This is a genomic window from Bradyrhizobium sp. LeoB3 (genome assembly GCF_055456055.1).
In genome coordinates this window covers 65,758-90,125 of record NZ_JBVBEF010000001.1, presented here as the reverse complement: position 1 = coordinate 90,125, position 24,368 = coordinate 65,758, and the positions used below count along the sequence as shown (strand labels likewise).

Annotated in this window: 21 protein-coding genes and 1 pseudogene; 4 read left to right on the top strand and 18 right to left on the bottom strand. The window is 60.0% G+C overall.

What is annotated here, in order from left to right; all coding sequences use genetic code 11:
• Positions 1 to 7 precede the first annotated feature (7 nt).
• The 6 genes from ACZXDY_RS00365 to ACZXDY_RS00340 are packed head-to-tail and all read right to left on the bottom strand — an operon-like array spanning position 8 to position 5,372.
• Positions 8 to 652 (bottom strand): ABC transporter ATP-binding protein, encoded by a 645-nt coding sequence (locus ACZXDY_RS00365; protein ID WP_207230997.1) that lies wholly within the window; start codon positions 650 to 652, stop codon positions 8 to 10.
• A gap of 55 nt (positions 653 to 707) precedes the next feature.
• On the bottom strand, positions 708 to 1,430 hold the full coding sequence (locus tag ACZXDY_RS00360; RefSeq protein ID WP_028161512.1) for an ABC transporter ATP-binding protein: 723 nt from the start codon (positions 1,428 to 1,430) through the stop codon (positions 708 to 710).
• Positions 1,427 to 2,329 carry a branched-chain amino acid ABC transporter permease gene (locus ACZXDY_RS00355; RefSeq protein WP_035688722.1) on the bottom strand — a complete coding sequence of 301 codons (903 nt, stop codon included), beginning with the start codon at positions 2,327 to 2,329 and terminating at the stop codon, positions 1,427 to 1,429. The genes ACZXDY_RS00360 and ACZXDY_RS00355 overlap by 4 nt, the downstream gene beginning before the upstream one ends.
• 17 nt (positions 2,330 to 2,346) lie before the next feature.
• The gene (locus ACZXDY_RS00350; protein WP_028161511.1) at positions 2,347 to 3,228 is read right to left on the bottom strand and encodes a branched-chain amino acid ABC transporter permease; all 882 of its coding nucleotides are present in this window, start codon (positions 3,226 to 3,228) and stop codon (positions 2,347 to 2,349) included.
• Between the two features lie 48 nt (positions 3,229 to 3,276).
• A complete protein-coding gene (locus ACZXDY_RS00345) occupies positions 3,277 to 4,455 on the bottom strand; it encodes an ABC transporter substrate-binding protein (RefSeq protein ID WP_165435159.1) in 1,179 nt (392 codons plus the stop codon).
• Between the two features lie 23 nt (positions 4,456 to 4,478).
• Complete coding sequence (locus ACZXDY_RS00340; protein ID WP_464344023.1) at positions 4,479 to 5,372, bottom strand: amidohydrolase family protein; 894 nt, start codon at positions 5,370 to 5,372, stop codon at positions 4,479 to 4,481.
• 118 nt (positions 5,373 to 5,490) lie between these two features.
• Between ACZXDY_RS00340 and ACZXDY_RS00335 the strand changes: the two genes are divergently transcribed.
• Positions 5,491 to 6,189 (top strand): GntR family transcriptional regulator, encoded by a 699-nt coding sequence (locus ACZXDY_RS00335; protein ID WP_165435158.1) that lies wholly within the window; start codon positions 5,491 to 5,493, stop codon positions 6,187 to 6,189.
• Between the two features lie 89 nt (positions 6,190 to 6,278).
• Here the strand turns inward: ACZXDY_RS00335 and ACZXDY_RS00330 are convergent, their stop codons facing one another.
• The 7 genes and pseudogenes from ACZXDY_RS00330 to ACZXDY_RS00300 all read right to left on the bottom strand — a co-directional run bounded on the left by ACZXDY_RS00330 (position 6,279) and on the right by ACZXDY_RS00300 (position 13,834).
• Positions 6,279 to 7,703 carry an amidase gene (locus tag ACZXDY_RS00330; RefSeq protein WP_464344022.1) on the bottom strand — a complete coding sequence of 475 codons (1,425 nt, stop codon included), beginning with the start codon at positions 7,701 to 7,703 and terminating at the stop codon, positions 6,279 to 6,281.
• A gap of 87 nt (positions 7,704 to 7,790) precedes the next feature.
• A pseudogene (locus tag ACZXDY_RS00325) lies at positions 7,791 to 8,520 on the bottom strand (ABC transporter ATP-binding protein).
• The gene (locus tag ACZXDY_RS00320; protein ID WP_464344021.1) at positions 8,492 to 9,247 is read right to left on the bottom strand and encodes an ABC transporter ATP-binding protein; all 756 of its coding nucleotides are present in this window, start codon (positions 9,245 to 9,247) and stop codon (positions 8,492 to 8,494) included. Before ACZXDY_RS00320 ends, ACZXDY_RS00325 begins: the two are co-directional and overlap by 29 nt.
• Positions 9,241 to 10,266, bottom strand: coding sequence for a branched-chain amino acid ABC transporter permease (locus ACZXDY_RS00315; protein WP_464344020.1), 1,026 nt, complete (start codon positions 10,264 to 10,266; stop codon positions 9,241 to 9,243). Before ACZXDY_RS00315 ends, ACZXDY_RS00320 begins: the two co-directional genes overlap by 7 nt.
• 60 nt (positions 10,267 to 10,326) lie before the next feature.
• Positions 10,327 to 11,187: a branched-chain amino acid ABC transporter permease gene (locus ACZXDY_RS00310; protein ID WP_464344019.1), complete on the bottom strand. Its 861-nt coding sequence runs from the start codon at positions 11,185 to 11,187 to the stop codon at positions 10,327 to 10,329.
• Between the two features lie 38 nt (positions 11,188 to 11,225).
• Positions 11,226 to 12,440, bottom strand: a complete 1,215-nt coding sequence (locus ACZXDY_RS00305) for an ABC transporter substrate-binding protein (RefSeq protein ID WP_464344018.1) — start codon at positions 12,438 to 12,440, stop codon at positions 11,226 to 11,228.
• 17 nt (positions 12,441 to 12,457) lie between these two features.
• Entirely contained in the window at positions 12,458 to 13,834 is a 1,377-nt protein-coding gene (locus tag ACZXDY_RS00300; RefSeq protein WP_051396401.1) for an aminotransferase family protein, read from the bottom strand.
• Between the two features lie 102 nt (positions 13,835 to 13,936).
• Between ACZXDY_RS00300 and ACZXDY_RS00295 the strand changes: the two genes are divergently transcribed.
• Entirely contained in the window at positions 13,937 to 14,533 is a 597-nt protein-coding gene (locus ACZXDY_RS00295; protein WP_028161501.1) for a TetR/AcrR family transcriptional regulator, read from the top strand.
• Positions 14,534 to 14,798: 265 nt separating this feature from the next.
• Here ACZXDY_RS00295 and ACZXDY_RS00290 read toward each other — a convergent pair whose 3' ends face one another.
• The 4 genes from ACZXDY_RS00290 to ACZXDY_RS00275 all read right to left on the bottom strand — a co-directional run bounded on the left by ACZXDY_RS00290 (position 14,799) and on the right by ACZXDY_RS00275 (position 18,892).
• Positions 14,799 to 15,860 carry a Gfo/Idh/MocA family protein gene (locus tag ACZXDY_RS00290; protein ID WP_464344017.1) on the bottom strand — a complete coding sequence of 354 codons (1,062 nt, stop codon included), beginning with the start codon at positions 15,858 to 15,860 and terminating at the stop codon, positions 14,799 to 14,801.
• Between the two features lie 209 nt (positions 15,861 to 16,069).
• Positions 16,070 to 17,482, bottom strand: a complete 1,413-nt coding sequence (gene pyk, locus ACZXDY_RS00285; protein WP_464344016.1) for a pyruvate kinase — start codon at positions 17,480 to 17,482, stop codon at positions 16,070 to 16,072.
• 165 nt (positions 17,483 to 17,647) lie between these two features.
• The gene (locus ACZXDY_RS00280) at positions 17,648 to 17,773 is read right to left on the bottom strand and encodes a cation-transporting P-type ATPase (protein WP_130225219.1); all 126 of its coding nucleotides are present in this window, start codon (positions 17,771 to 17,773) and stop codon (positions 17,648 to 17,650) included.
• Between the two features lie 144 nt (positions 17,774 to 17,917).
• Entirely contained in the window at positions 17,918 to 18,892 is a 975-nt protein-coding gene (locus ACZXDY_RS00275; RefSeq protein ID WP_035688711.1) for a 1-phosphofructokinase family hexose kinase, read from the bottom strand.
• A gap of 62 nt (positions 18,893 to 18,954) precedes the next feature.
• On the opposite strand from ACZXDY_RS00275, the gene glk reads away from it, so the two are divergent.
• Both glk and ACZXDY_RS00265 read left to right on the top strand, forming a co-directional pair.
• The gene (gene glk / locus ACZXDY_RS00270) at positions 18,955 to 19,899 is read left to right on the top strand and encodes a glucokinase (RefSeq protein WP_464344015.1); all 945 of its coding nucleotides are present in this window, start codon (positions 18,955 to 18,957) and stop codon (positions 19,897 to 19,899) included.
• Between the two features lie 48 nt (positions 19,900 to 19,947).
• A complete protein-coding gene (locus ACZXDY_RS00265; protein ID WP_464344014.1) occupies positions 19,948 to 23,226 on the top strand; it encodes an HAD-IA family hydrolase in 3,279 nt (1,092 codons plus the stop codon).
• 30 nt (positions 23,227 to 23,256) lie between these two features.
• Here ACZXDY_RS00265 and ACZXDY_RS00260 read toward each other — a convergent pair whose 3' ends face one another.
• On the bottom strand, positions 23,257 to 24,267 hold the full coding sequence (locus ACZXDY_RS00260; protein ID WP_464344013.1) for a hydroxyacid dehydrogenase: 1,011 nt from the start codon (positions 24,265 to 24,267) through the stop codon (positions 23,257 to 23,259).
• Between the last annotated feature and the right edge of the window lie 101 nt (positions 24,268 to 24,368).

Sequence of the window (24,368 nt, the reverse complement as noted above, 5' to 3'; positions counted from 1 at the left end):
GCGCTGATTACGAAAGGCTAAGGAACGATTCGACAAATTTGGGATCGTCGAGGAGGCTCTCTGTGGTCCTCGCCATTTGGATGCGGCCAGCTTGCACGACGTAAATTCGGTCCGCAATAGCGGTCGCGAGCTTGGCATTCTGTTCGGACAACAGGATGGTCAATCCCTCGTCGCGCAGACGACCAAGGGTTCGGCCGATTTCCTTGATGATAACCGGAGCAAGACCGATCGAAGGCTCGTCCAGCATCAACAGCTTTGGTGACGCCATCAGGCCGGAAGCAATGGCGACCATTTGCTGCTGTCCTCCGGACATGGTTCCGACCATTTGGGCCCTCCGGTCCTTGAGGATGGGAAAGAGCCGGTGCACGCGCTCGATGCGCCGCGCCACTTCCTGTGTGCTTCGACAGAGATACGCGCCGACGAGAAGGTTCTCATGCACGGACATCATCGGGAAGACGCCGCGCACCTCCGGAACGAGCACCAGACCGTGGGCCAGCCGTACGTCGGGCGTTGCATCTTCCAGCAGGTCAGCACCGAAGCGGACCGAGCCTGAGAACGGCCGCACGAGTCCGGCAGCGGCATTCAGCAACGATGTCTTACCGGCGCCATTGGGTCCGATGATTCCAACGATCTCGCCCTGCTTGACCGTCATGTCGACGCCGTCGACCGCAAGGAAATCTCCGTATCTGATCACAAGTTTCTGGAGTTCAAGCATCGCCCGTCCCCAAATAGATATCGATTACCTCCCGGTGGCGCAGCACGGTCTGCGGACTATCGTCGACCAGCTTTTTGCCGTTGACCAGAACGACCACCCGATCGGCGAGCGAGGTGATGACCTTCATGGTGTGCTCGATAATGAATATCCCGCACTCCTCTCGAAGGGACTGAATCAGGCCGATCATCGCGCGGATCTCTTCCGGATTGAGCCCTCCGACCGGCTCATCAAGCATCAGAAGCTTGGGTCGCGAGATCAGGCGGGAAGCAAACTCCAGCCGACGTCGATCGTATAGACCAAGCGCACCCGCCCGCTGTTCGAGGTCGGCTGTCAGCCCGACGCGGGCCAATGCCTCTCTTGCCTCATCGACTTCCTTGGTGCCCATCGAACTGTGCCCGAGCGCACCGGCAAGCACGTTTTCGAGAACGGTTAACTTGTCGAAGATCTTTACGGCCTGAAAGGTCCGGGCGATGCCGGCGCGTGCGACGACGTGCTGCGGACGCCGGGCTATGTTGGCGCCATCGAGCAGGATCTCGCCGCTATCCGGCTTCAGCGTTCCGCTGATCACATTGACGAATGTCGATTTGCCGCTGCCATTCGGACCGATCATGCCCAGCAACTCGCCCCTGCGCTGGGACACATTCACGTTTGAAAGCGCCTTCAGCCCGCCGAACGCTTTCGAAATGTCGGTCGCCTCGAGCAGAAGATCATTCATGTCCGCGCCTTCCGCTTCAATACAAAGCCATAGATGCCTTGCGGCAAGAATAAGGTTACGAGAACGATGGCAACCCCATAGATGACGTCCTTGACCCATGTGTACTGCACAAGCAGGTAGGGAAGCGGCGCGAGCAGGAGCGCTCCGAGCAGCGGCCCGACCAGCGTTCCGCGTCCTCCCATCGCAACCATGAGCCACAGATTCAAGCTGATTAGCACATCGAAGGCGCGTGGTGAGGCGAAGCCGATGTAGTGCGCATACAAGCCGCCGCCCAGGCCCGCGATGAACGACGAGATGATGAAAGCCGCTGTACGGTTCAGCGTGACATTGATCCCAAGCGCACGCGCAAGGTCCTCATCCTCCCGGATGGTGATCAACGTCCGACCAAATCGGGAGCGCATGGTCAAGCCGATGCCGGCGACTGCTGCGATCACGAACAGCGCAAGCACGCACTCCATGTAAGGAGACGGAATCGCACCTCCATCGAAACCGGTGGGACGCGGCACCGATGCGATCCCGGTATCGCCATTTGTATATGCCGGAAAATAAACGAAAGCGATCGTAAACGCCGATTGGATCACCATGCCGGACAACGCAAAGTAAAAGCCACGAAGGCGAATGGCAGGAAGACTGAGAAGCAATCCGACCAGAGCTGCCGCGGCACTGCCGATCGGCAACGCAAGCCAGAACGACAGTCCCAACCGCATGACCAGATGAACCGTCATATACGCGCTGATTCCGGCGATGCCGGCGTAGGTCAGCGGGATCAGACCTGTGAAGCCGTACAGCAGATTGAGGCCGCTCGCCCACAACATATGGATCAGCGCGATGCCCGCGATGAACACCAGAAAGTCATTCCGCAGGCCGAAAATCGCAACCAATGGCGTCGCGATCACCATTGCAATCACAAGTATTCTCATTTGGCGAACAACCCGCTCGGGCGAATGAACAGCATCGCAAGCATTGCCAAGAGGTAAGCAAAGGTAGCGACCGTCGGGTCGGCAAAGACGCTGACAATTGCCTGCGTGAACCCGAATACCAGGCCAACCACCAGCGCGCCGACGACGCTCCCCGGCCCACCGACGATCATGATTGAGAAAGTGATGAGTGAGATGGTCCAGCCGACGGTCAGGTCGAGCGCAAACGCCAGCGCGAACAGAATTCCGCCTGCCGTCGTGATTGCGGTACCCAGCAGAAAAGCGAACCGATAGATCTTCAAGGTATCTATACCGCGCAGGCGTGCTGCCTCGCGGTTCTGGAACACGGCGCGCAGCGCTCGGCCGATCCGGTGCAGCCTGAGAAAAGCGACCAATCCGCCCAAAACCGATCCAGCCAGGACAAACGCGATCAGCCGGGTATACGCAATCGGCACCGGTTCGATAATCGCGAATCCGTTGACGGGCGCCGTGACCTGAAATGTGTCGCTGATCCTGCCGAACGTGCCCGTATAAATCCCGCTCAGGATTTGTGCGATACCGAGGGTAATGATCAGATAGCTGATGTTGCGATCCTCAAGCGGATAGAATCGCTTCAGGATCGTTGCTTCGCACGCAAATGCCAGGAAACCGATGATCAGAAAGGTCGTCGGCACGGCCAGCCAGAGCGGCCATTCCCACTCCGTACCAAAAAGCCAAAACAGCAGGCCGGCGCCTAGAAAGACCTGCCCGTTGGCCGCTTGAGGGAGAAGAATGGTACCGTGAATCAGCGACAGGCCGGCGGCAACCACCGAGAATATGGTGCCGACCAGCAGCCCCGACGTGATCACGGAAAAAACTACGAGCAGATTCTCTTCGAGCATTGAAACGTAACCCCAACTCGAATTGTCGCCCCGAACCGCCGTTCCTGGTCAACGCACCAGATCGTAGACGGGCAGGACCTCCGGCGACCATTCCATGTAGTTGACCTTCTCCGTTTTGAAGTCGTCCTTGCTCAGGCTCTTCAACTGCATGAGGTACATGTACTCGATACGTGCCCCGTTTTGATCGAAGCGGATGGGCACGCCGGTCGTCACCTCCTTCGTATTGACCTCACGCAGGGCCGCGCGAATTCCATCCCTGCCCTTTGCCCCCTTGTCCACGAGTTCGTTGAGCAGATAGACCGTCGAGTAGCAGTAGTTCTCGGTGTATCCCGGCGGATAGTTCTTCACCTTGCGGAAGTTTTCGACGAAGGCTTTGCCCTGCTCGGTCAAATTGGGAAGGTTATGGTCAAAAAACGTCCCAAAGTACGAGCCGATCGAGCGCTCTCCCCATGTCATGATCTGCTTGGTCGACCCGTAAGGATGATACAGTTGCTCCGGCTTGAAACCCACGTCGAGCATCTGTCGCGTCAGCGTCGCGTCGAACGCGCCGCCGCCAGCCAGGATGACGAAATCAGGCTTCTTCGCCTTCATTTGCGCGGTTTGCACCGTCGCATCCGAGGCTGATTGCGGAAACAGCATTTCGGCCACGATGGCAATGCCGTCCCTCTCCGCCTGATACTTCAGGCCGGCGAGGATGGCCCGATTGACCGCAAAGTCGCTCATCATGACGCCGATCTTGGCATCCGACTTCATGGTCTTGATGAATTTGACCGCGGCATAGCCCCATCCTACGGCGTCCGGCTCCATGCGAAAGACCTGCTTGGTTCCGGGCTTTGTGAGTTGCGGGAATGCTGCGACAGGCATCAAGACGGGCAGTTTGGCATCTTCGGCATATCCGTAGACCGCGAGTGACACGTCTGCATTGGTCGGACCGGACAGGAGATCGACCTTCTCCTGGGTGTCGAGCGATCTTGCTACGGCGGCAGCCTGCGCCGGATTGCTCTGATTGTCCTGGACGATCAGGTCTATCTTCTTGCCTTTTGCATTGACTTCCGTCTCGGCAAGCCGCGCTCCGTCCAAGCAGGCGTTACCGAAGAACGTCCAGACGCCGGAGAGTTCGGAATTCCAGCCCACCTTCAAAGGCTGGTCGGCAGCGAGCGCGGGACCGGCCATCGCGGCCATGGCGCAGACCAACACCGACAGTTTCGGCAAAGAACGACCGAGCATGATTTCCCCCATTAACTGATTGATTAGATTCGATAGAGCTGTGCAGCGGTGTCGTGGAGGATCGCGCGCTGCTCCTCCAGCGAGAGATAGGAAATGGACTGACGGAAGGTCTCGTTCAGTGCCTTGTAGCTCGTCCAGATCTTTTCGATCGGGAAATTGCTTCCATACATGCAGCGCCCTGCTCCGAAGATAGAAACGGTCTCCCTGATGATCGGAGACACGACCTCAGCCGGATAAGCATGCACAAAGGTGCCCAGACCGGATAGTTTGGTGAAAACATTCGGCTGAGCGGCAAGCAACTTCATGCCGCGACGCCAGAGCTCCCACCCCGCGGGCGAGAGATCTTCCAGCATGCCCGCATGTTCGAGCACGAAGTTGACCTTCGGAAATGCGCGCGCAAGCTCCGCACCATCCTGCATCTGGCCGGCGAAGACCTGAAGTTCGAAGATCAAATTGCGATTGGCAAGCTCGGTCATGCCCTTGCGCCAAGCGGGATCGTTCATCACGTTGGGCCGGGACGCGAAGCGGTATTGAGGATTTTCATGCCAGTGCAGTTGCTGGCGCACGCCGCGCACCGTGGGCAACTTGCAAAGCTTGTCGAGCAATGCGTCGACGTTCGGATCGGCAAGATCAGCGTAGGCAACGCAGGCGTGCGGCCAACCTGCCGCATCAGCCACTGACTGCACCCATTGCGCCTCCGTCAATTCGCCGCCGGGGGGCCAGTTGGTCTGGACGTAAATGGATTTGACGACGTTGGCGCCTTCCAGATCGCGCCGGAATTCGTCGACCGTGTAGTCTCGGCGAATGGCTTCGTAGGGACCGAAAATACGCGGCACTGGCGGCCCGGACAGCCAAGCCAAATCAGCAAGACGCCAAATGTGATGATGCGCGTCGATCGCCTCGATGGGCTCAGCCATCCGCATTTCTCCCCCAATATCGTTGCTGGCACTTTTAGGACTGAATTATCGCGCGTCAAGTATTTTCGAAAATGTGTGGTCTGTGGTAAAATCCAGCACATCTTGTACGGGAGCATCGATGACGGCGGTTGCTGGCACGGCAAAAACTCTGGCTGAAAGTGCCTATCTACGGATTCGCGATGCTATTCGTGGTGGGGCACTGCCGCCCGGCACACGCTTACGCTTTGCAGAGCTCCAAGACCTCTGCGGGATGAGTGTCACCCCGGTCCGCGAGGCGCTGACGCGGCTCACGGCCGAGGGCTTCACAACCGTGGAAGAGAACCGCGGCTATCGGGTCGCGCCACTATCCATTGAAGAGCTCTGGGACATTGCGCGGAGCCGGCAACTTATCGAGGGCGAAGCGCTACGGCTCTCGATTGCGAAGGGAGGCGCGGATTGGGAGGGCGCGCTCGTATCGGCGCACCACTTGATGAAGCGTATCGCCCGAACAACTCACCAAGCACCGACGGTGGTCGATGAAGACTGGAATCACCGGCACACCGTTTTCCACCGATCGCTTATCCTGGCCTGCGGATCACCCATACTCCTGTCCATAAGCGAGAGCCTCTATGATCGTGCCGATCGCTATCGTCGTCTGTCGTGGGCGATACCGGACAACCCTCGAGCAATCGAGGAGGAGCACGAATTGATCTTCAAAAGCGCGCTTGCCCGCGATGCCGAAGCCGCGGTGACCTACCTCCGTGTTCACTATGAACGCACGGCACAGCAGGTCGAGGCATTCCTGCTGAACAAGGCCCAGCCCGACGTTTCGATTTAGTGGACGTGCAGCGATTTGCTTCGAGAGGATAGCCTATCCGGGCGCTTGGTTAGCCTAGTCTGCTCGGTCCTGGCATGAAGGAAGCGGTGTCACGCGGCCGGTTCAATGGGTGGACGCTGTCGCTGCATTGGTAGCGCCTCTTGGAAGGACGCCGCAGCTTGCAAGACCCCGAGATCGTTGAAACGCCGGCTTACGATCTGCAACCCGACCGGAAGCCCAGCCGCGGTCATGCCACAGGGGACGCTTGCGGCTGGGTGGCTGGACATATTGAACGGATAAAGAAACTCAGACCATGCAAGCCAGTCCCATGCATGTTCCGGCCAATCCTCGGGCCTCACGCGCTCGACAGGAAACGCCGCAACAGATGCAACCGGCGTTATGAGGTAATCCCAATTTTCGAGAAACGATGAGATCCTGGCCACGTAGGTCAGCTTCCGCTCTCGCATATTGATGTAATCGGCGGCCGAGAAGTTGGCTCCCGCGCGAATACAAGCCACAAGATCGGGGCTCATACGGCCTTCCCAATCAGCCAGTAGCCTGGCATGACGTCCGCAATAGACACTCCAGAAAAAGCGGCCGAGCTCAGGCCCGAGCGCACCCCAGTCGGGGATCACTTCTTCGACGTCGGCCTGGAGCGTGCCAGCAAAAGTCCTCGCTGCATTCCGGACAATATCGGCAATCTCATCGTCAACTCTTGCGTGACCGAGATCGAGGCTGAAGGCCACACGCTTACCCTTCATCGACCCCTTCAGCTTCGCAAGATAGGCATCGGGCCGCGCCTCACACGAGGTATGATCGAGAAAGTGGGGGCCGGCCATGGTCTCGAGCATGAGCGCAGCATCCGCGACAGTTCGCGTCATCGGTCCAGGATGAGTACCGTAGTCGTTGTTCGTGACGGGGACGCAAGGCACGCGCCCGTAGGTCGGCTTCAACCCAAAGATGCCGCAGAAATGTGATGGCATACGGATGGAGCCAGCTCCATCAGACCCAAGATGCAGCGGTCCGAAACCGGTCGCCGCGGCAGCACCCGCTCCAGCCGAGGAGGCTCCCGCATTAAGTCCATGCCGCCAAGGATTGTGGGTAATCCCCGTCACAGGGTTGCGGCTCATGCCGGACCAGGCAAACTCGGACATTGTTGTCTTGCCGATGATCACCGCGCCGGCCTTGCGCAGACGTTCCACAACGACGTTGTCAGTCGCCGCGACCTGCCCCTTGATGGCGTATGAACCGGTCGACGTTTCTTGACCGGCAACATCGAAGGCATCCTTGATCGTGACCGGAATTCCCTCGAGCGGACCCGCCTCGCGCTCCCGGAGGCGGTGTTCCGATTGTCTTGCGGCAGCAAGCGCTTCCTCGTACATAACTACCGAGAAGGCGTTGATCCGTGGATTGATGGCGTTGATCCGTTCCAGGACCGCTCTTACGACTTCTACTGGCGTAGTATCTCCGCGCGCATAGCTTTCCTTGAGCTCAATCGCGCTCGCGTATCCGATATCGGATTGAAGATTGGTCATCGCTTGTGATCCTTCGATTATATGGACGCGACCATGTGCAGGCGAGGCAAAGCCGGCACTGCACGGTCGGACTGTGGGGCACTGATGCTAGTGAATGCCGAGATATCGCTCGATGCGTTCTGGATGACGCTGGCTTTCGATCGAGCTTAGGCGGTCGACGACGATGCCGTTTTCCATCACCACCACTCGGTCAGCGAGTGAAAGCGCGAAGCCGATGTTCTGCTCGACAAGGACGACCGACAGGTCTTCACCACGCAACGCCGCAAGCGTTTCGCCCACCTTCTTGACCACAACGGGCGCCAGCCCCTGCGATGGCTCGTCCAGCAACAGCAGTCGCGGACCCGGTGCAAGTCCTCTTCCGATCACCATCATTTGCTGCTGCCCGCCCGATAGTTCCGAGCCGCGACGCCGCAGCAGGCCAGCGAGGTCCGGAAACCATTCGACGATGCGGCGCAGGTCGTAAGGAGACCCCCGGGCGATGCCCGAGCATGATGTTCTCCTCGACCGTCAAGAGCGAAAACGGGTCACGGGTTTCAGGCACATAGCTAATCCCGGATCGTGCGATCTGGTGCGACTTCATTCCGTCGATTCGAGTCGAATCGAACGAGATGGCACCGCTTTTGACCGGGTTGAGACCCATGATCGCTCGCAGCGTAGTCGTCTTTCCGGCACCGTTTCGACCCACAACCGCGACCACCTCGCGGCGGCCGACATCGAAACTCACGCCGAACAACGCTTGGCTTCGACCATAGTAGGCGTCGATGGCATCGACCTTCAGCAAAGCCTTCTCAGCTACCAAAGTAGGCCTCCTGCACATCCCTATTCTCGCGAATTTCGAAAGGGCTGCCGTGAGCAACCACCGCACCGCGGTTCATCACGGTGATCTCGTCCGAAAGATCCATGACGATACCCACGTTGTGTTCGATCATGATGATGCTGAACTCACCTTTCAGGGCCATGATCACCCGCTTCACACGCTCGGCCTCTTTGCTTGAAAGTCCGGCAGTTGGCTCGTCGAGAAGAATGATCCTGGGCTCGCAGGCCAAGGTGACAGCGAGTTCGAGGAGGCGTTGATCGCCATATGAAAGTTCTCGCACCGGCACATCCGCGATCTCGACCAACCCAAGCCTCTGCAGACAGGAAAAGGCCCATTCGCGCGTTCCGGCGAACCGCGTCACTTGCCGCCAGAACACAAAGGGATTGCCGCCGCGGGCCCGGTACGCGGCAACCCAGACATTCTCTCGCGCACTCATGTCCAGATAGACGCTTGAGATCTGATAGGAGCGCGCGACCCCCATTCTCGCGACGCGATCAGGCGTCAGGTCGGTGATGTCGGTCGCTCCAAGCCGAATTGCACCGGAGTCCGGGATAAGGTCCCTGGTCAAGAGATTGAATAGCGTAGTCTTGCCGGCACCGTTTGGCCCAAGAATGCTGTGCAGACGCCCTTTGGCGAACGCGATGCTCACCTGATCGACTACAGTGTTTCCGCCGAAGCGCTTCGACAATCGGTCTGCCGCCAATACGATTTGATTTTGCACTAGCATTGTCGCTGTCCACGCCCCTTGACCGTCCAGCTCGAGAGTTTGGAGACGAAGCCGACCAGCCCATTCGGTAGAGAGGCCATGATGACTATGACGAATACCCCGAGGAGCAGCGGCCATCGAGTCCAGACCAAGCTGAACAAGCCCTGCAACCATATGAACACGGCGGCGCCGATCACCGGGCCAAGCATGCTCCTCTGCCCGCCAATGACGACCATGAACACCACGTACGCTGATCCGGTCCAATGTACGGAATCAATGGGCATGATCCGGTACAACATGGCAAACAGTGCACCCGCCACGCCTGAGATTGCCCCCGCGATCACGAAGGCGGCGAGCTGGAGCTTCGGCACAGGATACCCGAGGGAGACCGTGCGACGGCTGTTCTGCCGGCTCGCCGCAAGTACAAGACCAAACGGGCTGTTCACCATCCGCACCAGAACAATCATCGTCGCAAGGAAGAGGACAGATGCAAGCGCGTAGAAACTTCGATTGTCGTCGAAACTGAACGACCCGACAAATGGCAGTTCAAGGACGGGACGACGAATGCCCGCCAGGCCATCCTCTCCACCGGTTACCGAGCGCCAGGAATATACGATGTAGTAGACCAGCTGGTTGAACGCGAAGGTGAGCATCATGAAGTAGATGCCGAGCCTGCGGATACTTAGCATGCCGACCGCTGCCGCGATTAGTCCTCCGCTCCCGCAGGCAACGACCAGGGCGAGCGGCAACGACGTCCAACCATGCGCCAGAAGGTACCCGGCCGCGTATCCGCCTGTACCGAAGAACGCGGCCTGCCCGAAAGAGTAGAGGCCAGCCGTTCCGATCAGCAGATTCGCTGCCATTGCGAAAATCCCAAAGATCAGGATTTCCGTCGCGATGTTGATCGGCATCACCAAGGGCAGGATCGATACGGTACCGATAATCCCGATGCTTCGGATCAGGTTCGCGGTCAGCGGTCCCGGTCTCGCGGTGGTGCCAACACTGCTGATTTCGACAGGTTCTTCGATACTCTTGGCCAATACAGTTCCGTTGTGGTCCGATGATCTCATCGCCAATACCTCGCCAGACGGGCTTTGCCGTCAGCGCTCGCCAAAAAGCCCTTGGGGTCGAAGAAGCAAGACGCCGATCATCACTGCATAAATAATCGCCGTGCTCGCGGCAGGCGCCGCAATCGTCATGAGACTCTGGACCACTCCGACCAGCACCCCCGCGGCAATCGAGCCATAAAGAGATCCGAGACCACCGATGACGAGCACGACGAAGGCAATGCCCAACATATCGCCCCCCATGGTCGATGTCGCTCCGACCAGCGGCAATGCCAAGCCACCCGCCAGTCCGGCCAGTCCGGCGCCAAGCATCATTCCCGCGGAGAGCAACAGGTCGACGTTGATCCCCAAAGCCTGAGTGGTCTCGGGTCGTTCGATTCCTGCCCTGACATAAGCACCGAACTTGGTGCGCTCGATCAACAACCAAACGGCACTGATCACCAGCGCGGAGAAAACGCTCGCAAAGGCTATATATTTCGGCACGATCGTAAAGCCGAGATTGATCGCCCCTCGCAATATGGGCGGTGGCGAATAGCTGAGGCCAACCGTGCCCCAGCCAATCAGGAGGACCTGCTCGATCACAAGCGCGGTGCCGAACAACGTGATCAATTGGGGAAGATATCCGCTTCCGCTGACAGGCTGTATCGCAAAGCGGTCCAGCGCCAAACCGGCAAGCGCCGCGCCCAGAAATGCGACCGCCAATCCGACGGCAAAGGACATTCCTAGCGACACGACCGAATAGCAGAGGTAAGCACCGAGCGCGTACAAGGCACCGTGAGCGAAGTTCGGAATGTTCAGCAGGCCTTTGATGATGGAAAGGCCGAACGACATCAGGGCGTAAATCATCCCGATCGCGATGCCGTTGACGAGTTGCGCTGAAATCAGCCAAAGCATCTGCCGTCCCTCTCGCGTCGCGTGCTCATATCGGTGAATCAGAGCGCAGGCATCTGCTTACATTCGTTGAGTTCGGGAGGCTGAGGCTTGTCGCCGTTCGCCACGATGTCAGCAAAGTCGGTTGCATGGCGCATGTCGGATGCCTGTTTGCAGCGCACGACGAAATACGGTCGAATAAGCTGATGGGTCTTCGGATCGATCGACATTCGACCAAGCACTCCATCCCAGGACATTTGCTCTAGAGTCTTGATGACGTCCGGAACTTCGGTACTGTTCGCCTTCTCCATGGCCATAAGGAGAGCCCGGACTGCATCATACGCATAGGCGGAGGAATACCCCGGAAGCGCCGAGAACTTCTTCGTGTAGCTTCCCACGAATTCCTTGTTCGCCGGCGTGTCGATATCGGGATAATAGTTTTGACCAAGGACCAAGCCCGTCCGCATTTCCGGCGCGAGCTCCGCGAGCTGATCGACTTCGAGCGACCAAGGACCAACGACGGCGATGTTCTCCGCGCCAAAACTCGCGAACTGGCGGACCGCCGTGACGGCATCAGCTCCGGCTGTATTCAACAGCAGAATATCAGGCCTCGCAGCGACCGCCTTTGTGAGGTATTGGGTATATTGACGCTCGCCGGACGGATGGTTGTCGTTGCCAACCAGCTCAAAGCCGAGTTCCGCCGCCACGATCTTGGTATATTTGAGAAGTGCGTGCCCGAAGACGTAGTCTGCAGTTAGAGTGTAGATCGTTTTCTTTTGAGGAAACGTCTTTCTTACGTACTCGAGCGTCGCGCGCATCGCGGTGTAAGGATGAGCCGACCATTGAAACGTATACCGTCCGCACCGACTACCCGTGAAGTCTTCGGAGCCGCCCGCGGCGAATTGCAGCAGCTTTTCGCGCTGCGCGACCTCGGATTCGGCAAGCCCGACAGCGCTGGAATAGGCTCCGATGAAATATCGCATTCCGTCGCTGGTTGCGGCCTCCTGAACACGGCGAACACCGGACGCCGGCTTGCCTTCATCATCCCGCGTCAGTAAGCGCACGGCGTTGCCAAGAACACTGCCGCCATGCATTTCCAGCGCCAGCGAGGCACCACGCGCAACTAGATCCCCGGCATACGCGAAAGTGCCAGTGGTTGGAGTTATAACGCCCATGGTTACCACACCGGCCCTTTGGCCCCAGGCCGGAAGGATCGGAGCTGCCGCGAGCGCCACGGCGGACAACAGAACATCGCGACGCGTTTGTGCAATGGGCATCAAGATCTTCTCCTGGGCTAAACAGATTGTTCAGGCCGCGTCTGGGCTACGACTTTCTCGAATTCGAAAAGGCTATCCCCCAGCCTCGCGGTCAGCTCGGCTATGTGGTCCGACGTGGCAATGAGGGGCGGCGCCACGATGATCGAATTGTTGAGCGGCGCGATCCCCGCGGGATATACGACAAGCCCATGATCACGACAGATCGACACCAGCATTCCTGCTGCATTCTGTTCCGCCTCGAAAGCCCTGCGGGTTGCCCGATCGCGCACGAGTTCGAATCCCCACAACAGGCCGCGGCCTCGGATGTCGACCATGCACGGATGTCGCTGCGAGAGCGCCAAAAGTCCCGCGTGCAACTCCTCGCCGCGCTCGCGCACGTTACGCAATAGGTCGTTCCGCTCGACGTAGTCGAGCACAGATAGGCACACCGCCGCACTTAGAGGATTGGCGCTGAATGTGTGGCCGAAGGGAACGATGCTGCTGCCCTCGGCAATGGCATGCACGATCCTCTGGCGCAGGAGGATGGCGGCCATCGGCGTGTATCCCGCGCTCAACCCCTTTGCGAGCAGGATGATGTCAGGAACAACCTGTTCTTGCTCCGATGCAAACCATGCGCCGGTACGTCCTGCGCCGGTGATGACTTCGTCAGCGATGAGCAGGATGTCATGACAATCGCAGATCTCCCGCAACCGACGGAAGTAGCCAGGTGGGGGCGGCAACACTCCGCCCGCAGCACCAACGATCGGCTCAGCGATTACAGCCGCGACCGTATCGGGGCCTTGAGCAAGGATCTCCGTCTCCCAAGCATCGGCGCATTCCGTCGCGCAGTCTTCCGGCTGAAGCCCGAACGGGCATCGATAACAATACGCTGGGGGAACTTTGGCGAACTGGTGCAGCAGCGGACCGTAGTCGGGCCGGCGCCCCGAATGGCCCGAGATCGACAGGGCTCCCATCGTCATGCCGTGATAGCTGGTGATGCGGCCGAGGACCTTGGTCTTCTGTGGGCGACCACACTCCTTCCAATAGTGGAGGGCCATGCGGACGGCGTATTCCGAGGCTTCTGAGCCGCTGTTCACGAAGAACGCACTGCAGATATCCCCAGGAGCCAACTCGCAAAGCTTCTGAGCCAGGCGCTCGGCCGGCTCATTGCTGAACTGGTTTCTGAAGGTAAATGCGATGGTAGCGGCCTGTTCCGCCATGACGTCGCCGATTTCGCGGAGACCGTGACCCAGGTTCGCGGTCATCGCACCGCTCGATCCATCGAAATAGCGTCGTCCTTCGCTATCGAATAGATAAGGTCCCTCGCCTCGCGTGACTTTGGGATAATGTGCAGCCAGATTCGGCTTGAGCAGGCGGCTGCCCTCCAGTCCACCAGTCCGCGACAAATCGATCATTTGGGAAACTGCCATGCCCCGAAATCTCAAAAAGAGAGACTGGCCTCCCGGCCAACGAACCAAATACAATACGAACCGTTGCGTATGTCAATAGGATGAATGATGGGAAAGAAGGCTGTTGCCCGCGCGGGGCGCCCCAGGGACGAAAACGTCCACCGCGCCATTCTCGACGCGGCCAGAGATCTCATTCGGGATGAGGGTTACGCTTCATTCTCGATCGAGGGCGTCGCAGCCCGGGCCGCGGTAGCAAAGCAGTCCATTTATCGACGATGGTCGTCGAAGGGCGCACTGCTCGTCGACTTGTACATGGATGGACTGGAGCGCCCGGCCCCTCTGCCTGCGCGCGGCCTTGTGAATGACTTGCTTGCCGTTCTGTTGCAGACGACAAAGCGCATTCAGGACGCGGCCTATGCAAATATTCTGAAGAGCGTGGTCGTCGAAGCGCAAAGCGACCCCGACATGCGAAAGCTCGTTCTTCAGAAGATTGTCGAGCCTCGTCGAGATGCTGCGAAGGCAGTCATCAACCGGGCCATCGAATCCGGCGAGCTGCCAAGCACGCTCGATTCAGAGATGATTGTTGACTTTGTCTTTGGCGCGGTCTGGTTCAATTTGCTGCTGGGCGACGCGAATCTCACCAGCCGATTTGCGCACCGGGTCGTCAAAATGGTCGAACAGCTCGGATCCAAGCAGGCCCCATAACCAATGCGCAGTCACGTCCGAGCCCACGAGCCGATGCTGGGAGAGACTCGAACCTGGGACCCGCTGATTAAGAGGCAGCCCCGGGTTGAGAACGATCAATGACTTACCGGTCGCACCCAAGGGCTTATCCGGTAGAAGATGGGATCCGTCGCGCGGTCAGCCGTCGCCAAGCTCTCGGCCATAGAGATTGCAGAGCTCAACCACCACCTTCACGCCGGCGCTAAATTGCGCATCCCGTACGCCGATCCGAGGTGCTCCGGCTGGTTTACGATACGACGCCCAACCGGCCCAGACGCGGCGTGAAGGGAATCGCCACCTCCTGCGCGATCTCAATCGATTCATAGAGCGCCGAGATCAGTTCCAGGCTCTTGCGGCCCTCGAGGCCGTCGACCAGCGCCGCGCGCTGGTTCACCAGGCAATCGACGACGTTTTGGTAATAGGCCTGATGGCCGAAGCCGTAGACGTCAGGCGGGTCGATCGAAAATTCTTCGATCACGTCCTTGTCCGACGGCAGTTCGTCGACGAAACGCCAATGTCGGATCTGGTTGACCGCAAGGCCCGCAATTTCAACTATCCCCTTTTCTCCGAGAATGGAGAGCGAGCCTTCGATGTCGGTCGGCCGGGTGGCGGTGGTCGCCTCGATGACGCCGAGCGCGCCGTTCCCGAACTTCAACGTCGCGACCGCCGTGTCCTCGGCCTCAATCCGAACCAAGGCGGTGATCGCGCGGGCATGAACGCTGATGACATCGCCGAAGAACCATTCCAGCAGGTCGATATAGTGGCTCGCCTGATTGGTGAGCACGCCTCCGTCATAGGCCCAGGTGCCGCGCCAGCTATCCTGGTCGTAATAGGCCTGATCGCGACACCAGCGCACGCGCACGGTGCCGAGCACGAGCTTGCCGAAGCGGCCGGCCTCCAGCGCCTCCCGTGCCTTGAGCACGGGAACATTGAAGCGGTTCTGCTTGACGACGAAAAGCTTGACGCCTGCCTCGTCGCAGGCGCGGATCATGTCATCCGCGTCCCGCAGCCGCAGCGCCATCGGCTTTTCCACCACGACGTGCTTGCCGGCGTTCGCGCAGGCGATGACATGCTCGCGACGCATGCCGCTCGGGGTCAACAACGCGACCGCATCGATGTCCTTGCGGGCGAGAAAATCATCGATGTCGTAGTACGCGCCAACGCCGAACTTCGCTGCGATCGCATCCGCGCGAGCACGCACCAGGTCGCAGACAGCCGCGAGCATTGCGCCCTTGATGCGATTGCCGCCGAGCAGATCGGAATGGCGCTCGGCGATACGCCCGCATCCCAGCAGGCCGAACCTGATCATTGAGCCTCCTTTTCGACGCGGAGACCACGCGGGACGATAATACTCCCGGCTCCCTATTAGCAAAGGTTCCAACAGATCAAGTCAATCGGGAGGCAGCGCGTTCCCGGCTCGACCGGTTCGGGTGTCGGTTTTTGGTTGCCGGCGATCACTGGTACGGCTCTCGTCGCGCTCGGCCGCCAGTTCGGCAATCTCCGCCCCACCGCGGGGGATCAGGAGACCGAAACGACGCGCAAGTTGTTGGTTGTCCCGCCCTGGCCTAACGGTATGCCGGCAACGACCACCAAAGTATCACCGGCGCCGGCGAACCCTTCCCGTTTCGCAAGCTCCGTCGCGCGGCTGACCATCTCCTCGTAGGCTTTCACATCGTCGGAAAGCACGCTGTGTGCACCCCAGAAGAGACAGAGGCGCCGGGACACTTCCACACTCGTCGTGGTCGCCAGGATCGGCACCCTGGGCCGCTTCCGCGCGACACGTGCGGCCGTTGTCCCGCTTGCGGTATAGGCGACGATGACCGCCGCACGGATCGCGGAGGCCAAGTCGGCCGCCGCTGCGGCCACCGCGTGCGGCGGAGTCTGCTCCTCATCGGGCTGGGTTGCTTCGATGATCGAGCGATACATCTTGTGCTGCTCTGTGCTGCGGATGATGCGGTCCATCATTTCGACGGCCTCTCGCGGGTACTGGCCGGTGGCCGACTCCGCCGACAACATCACGGCATCCGCGCCGTCATAGATTGCGGTGGCGACGTCTGAAGCCTCGGCACGCGTGGGTGTCGGGGCTGTCACCATTGAATCGAGCATCTGAGTGGCGACGATCACCGGTTTGACGGCCAGCCTGCAGGCGCGGACCAGTTCCTTCTGGCGAGCGGGCACCTCCTCGTGCGGAATCTCGACCCCCAGATCGCCGCGCGCAACCATGATCGCATCCGACAGCTGGATAATGTCATCGATCCGCTCGAGTGCCGCGGGCTTCTCGATCTTCGCCATGAGCCCGGCGCGCTCGCCAATCAGCGCCCGTGCTTCGATCATGTCCGATGGCTTCTGCACAAATGAGAGAGCTACCCAGTCCACGCCAAGGCGCAGGCCGAATTCCAGATCGGCGCGGTCCTTTGCGGTGAGCGGCGACAGATCGAGAATCGTTCCCGGCAAATTGACGCCCTTGTGGTTCGAGATCGCACCACCAACGATCACCTCGGCCTCGATGGTGTCATTGCCCAGTCTCGTCGCGCGAACGCGCACCCTGCCATCGTCGATCAGGAGATCGTCGCCGGGGGCAAGCGCTGCAAAGATTTCCGGGTGCGGCAAGGGTATAGCCCCGGCGTCACCTTCCGATCCGGAGCCGACAAAGCGAACGATCTCACCGGACCGAACTGTGATCTTCTTGTCGCGCAAGGTGCCAACGCGAATTTTTGGCCCCTGCAGGTCCATCAGAACGCCGATCGGGCGCTGCATTTCCTGCTCGAGTGCGCGGATCGCGGCATGGACGTTTGCATGATCCTTCTGGGTTCCGTGGCTGAAGTTGAGACGGAATGTGTCCACACCTGCGACAAACAGCGCTTTAAGCATCTCTGGCGAAGCGCTGGCCGGGCCAACGGTAGCAACTATTTTCGCCCGTCGACGACGCATGACCACGTGATCCCTTCCGTTCCGGCTCGATCAGGCAGGACTCGCATGCGGCTTCATCTAGTGACTTTTTGTGCCGCAGTTAATCTCCTTCGAAGAGCATGGTACCCGCCCCGCGGCTTGTTCGCTGACCTTTTGCGCCGCACTGGCTGCTCACTACTAGCATTTTTATGCCGGATCGTACACTGCTGGGTTGTATGGCGCATACGCCTGCAGCCGCCTCGCTGCTTCAGCCGGATCGAGCCCTTTCCCGCAGTCGGTGGCAAGCAACTTCGCAACATCGCTGGCAGACATCGTATGCCAGCGATGTGACGCCACTCGTCAAAGTCGACTCTGCCGCTGCGCCCATGGTTGTCTCTGATTGGTCCGTGTTCATCCCGGGCATCCGGGAAGCTCGGTGCGGAGCGACTGCGAGGTCGAGGTTACGACGCCAGCGCGCTAGGTTGGCTGCATGGACAGGCGCTCGGCCATCACTTCGGCATGGAGACGCTCGACATCCTCCCGACGGCACAATTGGGTGCCTTGTGTCAGGACAGCAGCGGCACCCGCGGCCATGCCGAGCGTGAATGCATCTTCAGCACTTTTTCCGCGCGCCAGCGCAAAGGTCATGCCCGCTACAAAACTATCGCCCGCCCCTACAGCGCTCACAGGCTTCACCTTAGGGCCTCGTAGTCGCAACGTGCCTGACCGAGTTGCGAGCAATGCGCCATCGCGTCCCATGGTCACAGCAAGGTTTTCGACGGACCCGGTAGCGACCAAAGACGTCGCGGCATCGACAAGTTCCTCGGGTGACTCGAACTTTCTGTGTGTCAACGTCTCGAACTCCCCAACACTGGGCTTGGCGAGACAAATGCCTCCTGCCGACACGGCCGCTTGGAGCGCAGGCCCTGAGGTATCAAGGATCAAGCGTGCTCCATTGCTCCGCACGATGTCGGCCGCGCGGGCGTAAAAATCGATGGGAACACCCGGCGGCAAGCTACCACTCGCGACGATGATGTCTGCGTCACATTCCTTAAGGTGCGATAGGGCCGATTGCCACTCTGCTTCGACAAGAGAACAGCCCTCGCTTACGAAACGATATTCGAGCCCCGAAATCTCTTCGAAGACCGTGAAGCTGATGCGTGTGCTGCCGGCTATATTGACGCATTTTGCTGGCACGTCCAATTTCGAGACAAGTTCATTCAAGACGAGTCCAGTAGCGCCGCCAGCCAGGTAAATGGCGTAGGCCTCGGCGCCCAGTTCCTTCAGCACACGCGCGACATTTATGCCGCCGCCTCCCGCATCCGTGCGCTGTTGTACCGCACGATTCTTACGGATCGGTCTAATCTCGTTCGACTGGAACGCGAGATCAATGGTCGGACTGAGCGTCAGCGTAACGATAGGCTTTGAGGCTGTCTCCGGCTGCTGTATCATGTTGCAAGCCTTCTCGCCTGGAAATAGAAGTTGAACATTATCATCCTCAGGGGATGAACGCCATGCGGCTGGTCGGAGACATTGGCGGCACCAACGCAAGGTTTGCGATTGCAGAGCCTGGTTCGCATCCATCGAATGCGCGCAAGCTACCGGTCGCCCACTATCCCGGCCTTGTCGAGGCGGTGGAGGACTATCTGTCCGGCGTCCCGATGCTGGAAGAGGCGGTGCTCGCTGTGGCGGGCCCCGTCCTGGGCGATGAGGTGACCTTCAGCAACAGCTCCTGGCATTTCTCGATAGCGGATGTGCGGCGGCGGCTCGGCTTGCGCAAGTTAATCGTGATCAATGATCTTCTCGCCCAGGCGTTGTCCGTTGCCGCACTGCAACCCGATGAGATCTGTTCCGTAAAAGCGGGAACACGTGATCCAAGCCAGCCTTCCCTCGTTATTGGCCCCGGCACCGGCCTCGGTGTTGCCTTTCTGCTGAATAATGCGGGAACACTTGTCGGACTCCCGAGTGAAGCCGGGCATGCCACATTCGCTCCGGCGGACAGTGTCCAAGTCGAGATCCTGTCGCATCTCCACAGGCACTATCCGCATGTGTCAGCCGAACAGTTGCTGTCCGGAAAGGGGTTATTGGCGATTGCGACAACTCTGGCCAAGATGAATGGGCAGATCATCGATCTGCAGGATCCCAGAGACGTTTCGGCCCGCGCCGCAGCGAACCAGTGCCCTACTTGCTGTGAGGCGATAAGGATCTTCTCGTCCATCCTCGGTGCGACCGCCGGCAATCTCGCCCTGACCCTTTTGACCAGCGGCGGGGTCGTCATTACTGGCGGACTGTGCCGCGGACTGCGGCCACTCTGGGATGTCGAAGCGCTCAAGCAGGCTTTCACTGCAAAGGGACGGTTCAACTCGTATCTGGACGGGATACCGATCGACCAGATCTTACGTCCTCATGCGGGCCTCCTCGGCGCTGCCTTGTATGTGGAGCCGAGCCACTCCGTTTAATTTGAAATCAATGCTGGCGTACGTCGCAATAACTCCGTGAGCCGAGGCATGTCTCGCAAAGCCGGTCTTGTTCCGTCGCGATTTGATGCCGTCGCCTTCGATCTCGATGGCGTGGTGACAGATACCGCGCGCATCCATTTCCAGGCTTGGACGCAAACCTTCGATGTTTTTTTCGAAGGGTACACCCGTCGCACCGGCGTTGCCTTCGCGCCATTCACGCTTGACGACTACCGCAAGTACATCGACGGGCGTCCGCGCGAAGAGGCCATTCGTGCCTTCCTGGCCGCGCGCGGCGTGGGCCTCGCGGAAGGCGATGAGCGCGATGGTCCCGAGGTCGAAACCATCCAGGGCCTCGCCGTGCGAAAGGACGGACTGTTCCTGGAGAGGATGCGCGGCAAAGGGGTCGACGTCTATCCTTCCACGGTGGCCCTGATTCGGCGTCTGCGCGCGCTCGGCCTGAAGACGGCGGTGGTTTCGGCGAGCCGCAATTGCCAGGAGATTCTGCAAACTGCGCGGCTCGATCATCTGTTCGACGCTCGCATCGATGGACGCGATGCCGCGACCCTGGGGCTCCCGGGCAAGCCAGCGCCCGACACTTTTCTTGCGGCGGCGCAGCGCCTCGGGAGCTTGCCCGATCGCACGGTCGTCATCGAGGACGCGATCGCCGGCGTGGCAGCGGGACGAGCCGGCGGTTTCGGCCTCGTCATCGGCATCGACCGGGGCGGCCATGGTGCGGACCTGAAGAACGCCGGTGCCGATATCGTCGTCGCCGACCTCAACCAGATCGATTTGGAATTGGACGATCGAGTGACGCCGCGCCCGCTTGTCGCCAAGCCCGACGTGCATCGGCTTGACCCGTTCATCGCGCAACAAGGAACCGAGACCCGCCATCCCGCGGCCCGCGCTCGGCCGGACCCTTGGCTGTTTGTCCATGAGGGGTTCGATCCTGCCCTGGAAGGACGTCGCGAAACCCTGTTCGCCGTTGGCAACGGATACTTCGTGACCCGCGGAGCCGCCGCCGAAGCGCGCGCTGATGATCTGTATTATCCCGGCACGTATCTCGCCGGCGGCTACAACCGGCTCACCACCGTGATCGATGGTCGCCCGATCGAGAACGAGGACCTGGTCAACCTCCCCAACTGGCTGCCACTGACCTTCCGGATCGACGACGGAGACTGGTTCGACCTGCGTCGCGTCGAAGTGCTCGAGTATCGGCAAACGCTCGATCTGCGCCACGGTCTGTATTTGCGGAGTTTGCGGGTACGCGACCCGCTGGGGCGGGAAATCAACCTCACTGAGCGCCGCTTCGTGCACATGGACAGCAAGCACCTCGCCGGCCAGCATGTCACCGTCACCTCGCGGAATTGGTCCGGCCGGCTCACCGTGCGCGCCATGCTGGACGGCGACGTCGCCAATACCGGCGTGCCGAGATACAAAGCGTTTGAAAGCCGGAATCTGCGTGTGTGCGAAGCCGCCGCCTTCGCGCCTTGCTCCATGCTGCTTCAGGTGGAGATGACGCAGTCGCAGCTACGGATCGCACAGGCCGCACGGTTGGACGTACGTGCGCGCGGGCTTGATGCCGCCGTGCACAAGCACCCGATCGAGGAAGCGGCGCGTGTCGGCTATGACATCGCCCTTGATGCCGTGCCGGGCGCCGGCATCGAGATCGAGAAGATTGTCGCGCTCTATACCTCCAGGGACCGCGCCATCGCCGATCCGGAAACCGCAGCGCGCACGGCCATCGCACGCGCCGACAGCTTTGATGCACTTCTGCAAACCCATCAGCGTGTCTGGGGACATTTGTGGGAGCGCTGCGACCTGGATCTGCTCGATATCGCCAGCGACGAAGCGGATGAGACGCATTTGGCCGTGCGTCTGCATCTCTTCCATCTGCTCCAGACAGCTTCCAGCCACAGCATGGAACTGGATGCTGGCATCCCCGCCCGCGGCTGGCATGGCGAGGGCTACCGTGGCCACATCTTCTGGGACGAGCTGTTCATCTTCCCGCTGCTGAACCTGCATTTTCCGATCCTCGCGCGTGCCTTGCTGCTCTACCGCTACCGGCGCCTCGATGAGGCGCGCTGGGCCGCGCGGCAAGCCGGCTTCCGCGGCGCGATGTACCCATGGCAGAGCGGTAGCGATGGACGCGAAGAAACCGACGTGATGTACTTCAACCCGCGTTCCGGCAACTGGATCAAAGACGACACACATCTGCAGCGCCATATCGGCGCGGCCGTCGCCTATAATGTCTGGCAGTACTATCAAGCCACTGGCGATGCCGAGTTTCTTTACTCCTTCGGCGCCGAGCTGATGTTCGAGATTGCCCGCTTCTGGGCCAGTCTTGCGCAGTGGAACGAAGCACGCGACCGCTATGATATCCGCGGCGTGATGGGGCCGGACGAATTCCATGACGGCTATCCGGATCGGGATGAGGCAGGCCTGGACAATAACGCGTACACCAATGTCATGGCCGTCTGGTGCATTGCCCGCGCGCTCGACCTCTTTGAGCTGCTGCCAAAGGAACGCTGTCACGAATTGTGCCAGAACCTGCGGATCGAGCAGGAGGAACTCGCACATTGGGAGCATGTCAGTTGCAAGTTGTACCTGCCATTCCACGATGACGGCATTCTCAGCCAGTTTGAAGGCTATGAGCTGCTACAGGAATTCGACTGGGACGCCTATCGCCGCAAATACCCGAATATCATGCGGCTCGACCTGATCCTCGAGGCGGAGAGCGACTCGCCCAATCGCTACAAGCTCTCCAAGCAGGCCGATGCGCTGATGTTGTTCTATCTGTTTTCCGCAGAAGAACTGGCGGAGCTCTTCAACCGCCTTGGTTACACCTTCAATCCTGCCACGATCCCCAGAACCATCGACTACTATCTGCGGCGCAGCTCGCACGGCTCCACCCTGAGCGCCCTCGTGCATGCCTGGGTCTTGGCGCGCTCCTGCCGGCAACGCTCCTGGTCACTTTTCACGGAGGCTCTGCAAAGTGACATTAGCGACGTTCAAGGCGGGACCACGCGCGAAGGCATTCATCTCGGCGCCATGTCCGGCACGATCGACCTGTTGCAACGCTGCTTCACCGGGCTGGAGCTGCGCGGCGAAGAACTGCATTTTCACCCGGCATTACCGGATGAACTGCGCCGGCTTGCATTTCGGCTCCGCTACCGCCAGCACTCGCTCAGCGTGGATATAACCCAGGATTCGCTGACGCTGGCGAGCGATCCAAGTGGAGCGGACGCAATCTCCATCGCGGTCGACGAACGGCATTTCGTTCTCTACCCGGGCGAGCGAACCAGCGTGCCGCTTCACCGTGCGTCCTGATCGCGCGAGCACTCGCGGCGCCGCGAACTTTCAATGCGCGGACACGACGTTCTGCGGCGTCCCGCGCGCAAACGCCTCGATATTGGCAAGCGTCGTCGCGGTGATGCGCTGCAGCGCCGACTCGGTGTTGTACGCATTGTGCGGCGTCACCACCACATTGGGAAAGCGCAGCAACACATGGTTCGCAACCAGTGCCTTGAAATCATCGGCGTCCCGAACTGCGTCCTGGTGGAAGATCGCCGCCTCCTCGCGGATCAGGGGCTCCTGCGGCAGAACGTCGAGGCCGGCGCCGCGGAGCCTGCCGTTAGCCAGCGCCCGCACCAGCGCTTCAACGTCAACGATATGGCCGCGTGCCGTATTGATCAGGATTGCATCCGGCTTCATGCGGGCGAACTCGCGATCCGAGAGCATGCTGGCCGTGCCGGACGTTGCAGGCACGTGCAGCGTCACGACGTCCGAATCCGACAACAGTTTGTCGAGGCTCGCGTAGGAAAACTTGAGCCGGACGGCGGCCGCTTCGTCCGGTCGGAGGTCGTAAGCAAGAACATTCATGCCGAAGCCGCGTGCGATTTCGATCACGCGAATCCCGATCCGGCCGGTGCCGATGACGCCGATTGTCCCGTCGCGGAGCTCAAAGCCGCGTAGCCCGGTCTGCGTGAACCGCCCGCGCCGCGTCCGCTCCACCGACTCCACGAGATTGCGCGCAACTGCCAACAGCAGAGCGAAGACGTGCTCGGCCACGGTGGAATCGCCATAGTCAGGCACGTTCGACACGATGATGCCGTGTGCGGCGCAGTAGCTGAGATCGATGTGATCGTATCCCGTCGATCGCGTCGCTATCAGCTTTAGCCTTGGGAACTGTGCGAGGGCTGCTGCGTCAAACCGCGAATTGATGAATGGGCTGGCAACTTCGGCCTCAGAGAAGTCAGCCGCGTTCCGTTGGTCCAGCGGCTCAGCAACGCAGCGCACGCGATGGCTTGGCTCAAGGCGCAGGAAGGCTTGTCGCTCCCATTCCTCGGTTTCGAACACGACAATGTTCATGATGGCCTGCCGGGTCTGAGCACGGGTTCATAGCTCCGATGAGCTTATGCGGTCCAATCCAGATGCAACCTTACATGACGGCGGGAATCAGTCCAGCCGCT

Bases quoted from the DNA above. Each gene is read 5' to 3' on its own strand.
- ACZXDY_RS00365 (WP_207230997.1), bottom strand. From the start codon at position 652: ATGACGGTCAAGCAGGGCGAGATCGTTGGAATCATCGGACCCAATGGC.
- ACZXDY_RS00360 (WP_028161512.1), bottom strand. From the start codon at position 1,430: ATGAATGATCTTCTGCTCGAGGCGACCGACATTTCGAAAGCGTTCGGC.
- ACZXDY_RS00355 (WP_035688722.1), bottom strand. From the start codon at position 2,329: ATGGTGATCGCGACGCCATTGGTTGCGATTTTCGGCCTGCGGAATGAC.
- ACZXDY_RS00350 (WP_028161511.1), bottom strand. From the start codon at position 3,228: ATGCTCGAAGAGAATCTGCTCGTAGTTTTTTCCGTGATCACGTCGGGG.
- ACZXDY_RS00345 (WP_165435159.1), bottom strand. From the start codon at position 4,455: ATGCTCGGTCGTTCTTTGCCGAAACTGTCGGTGTTGGTCTGCGCCATG.
- ACZXDY_RS00340 (WP_464344023.1), bottom strand. From the start codon at position 5,372: ATGGCTGAGCCCATCGAGGCGATCGACGCGCATCATCACATTTGGCGT.
- ACZXDY_RS00335 (WP_165435158.1), top strand. From the start codon at position 5,491: ATGACGGCGGTTGCTGGCACGGCAAAAACTCTGGCTGAAAGTGCCTAT.
- ACZXDY_RS00330 (WP_464344022.1), bottom strand. From the start codon at position 7,703: ATGACCAATCTTCAATCCGATATCGGATACGCGAGCGCGATTGAGCTC.
- ACZXDY_RS00320 (WP_464344021.1), bottom strand. From the start codon at position 9,247: ATGCTAGTGCAAAATCAAATCGTATTGGCGGCAGACCGATTGTCGAAG.
- ACZXDY_RS00310 (WP_464344019.1), bottom strand. From the start codon at position 11,187: ATGCTTTGGCTGATTTCAGCGCAACTCGTCAACGGCATCGCGATCGGG.
- ACZXDY_RS00305 (WP_464344018.1), bottom strand. From the start codon at position 12,440: ATGCCCATTGCACAAACGCGTCGCGATGTTCTGTTGTCCGCCGTGGCG.
- ACZXDY_RS00300 (WP_051396401.1), bottom strand. From the start codon at position 13,834: ATGATCGATTTGTCGCGGACTGGTGGACTGGAGGGCAGCCGCCTGCTC.
- ACZXDY_RS00295 (WP_028161501.1), top strand. From the start codon at position 13,937: ATGGGAAAGAAGGCTGTTGCCCGCGCGGGGCGCCCCAGGGACGAAAAC.
- ACZXDY_RS00290 (WP_464344017.1), bottom strand. From the start codon at position 15,860: ATGATCAGGTTCGGCCTGCTGGGATGCGGGCGTATCGCCGAGCGCCAT.
- pyk (WP_464344016.1), bottom strand. From the start codon at position 17,482: ATGCGTCGTCGACGGGCGAAAATAGTTGCTACCGTTGGCCCGGCCAGC.
- ACZXDY_RS00280 (WP_130225219.1), bottom strand. From the start codon at position 17,773: ATGTCTGCCAGCGATGTTGCGAAGTTGCTTGCCACCGACTGCGGGAAA.
- ACZXDY_RS00275 (WP_035688711.1), bottom strand. From the start codon at position 18,892: ATGATACAGCAGCCGGAGACAGCCTCAAAGCCTATCGTTACGCTGACG.
- glk (WP_464344015.1), top strand. From the start codon at position 18,955: ATGCGGCTGGTCGGAGACATTGGCGGCACCAACGCAAGGTTTGCGATT.
- ACZXDY_RS00265 (WP_464344014.1), top strand. From the start codon at position 19,948: ATGTCTCGCAAAGCCGGTCTTGTTCCGTCGCGATTTGATGCCGTCGCC.
- ACZXDY_RS00260 (WP_464344013.1), bottom strand. From the start codon at position 24,267: ATGAACATTGTCGTGTTCGAAACCGAGGAATGGGAGCGACAAGCCTTC.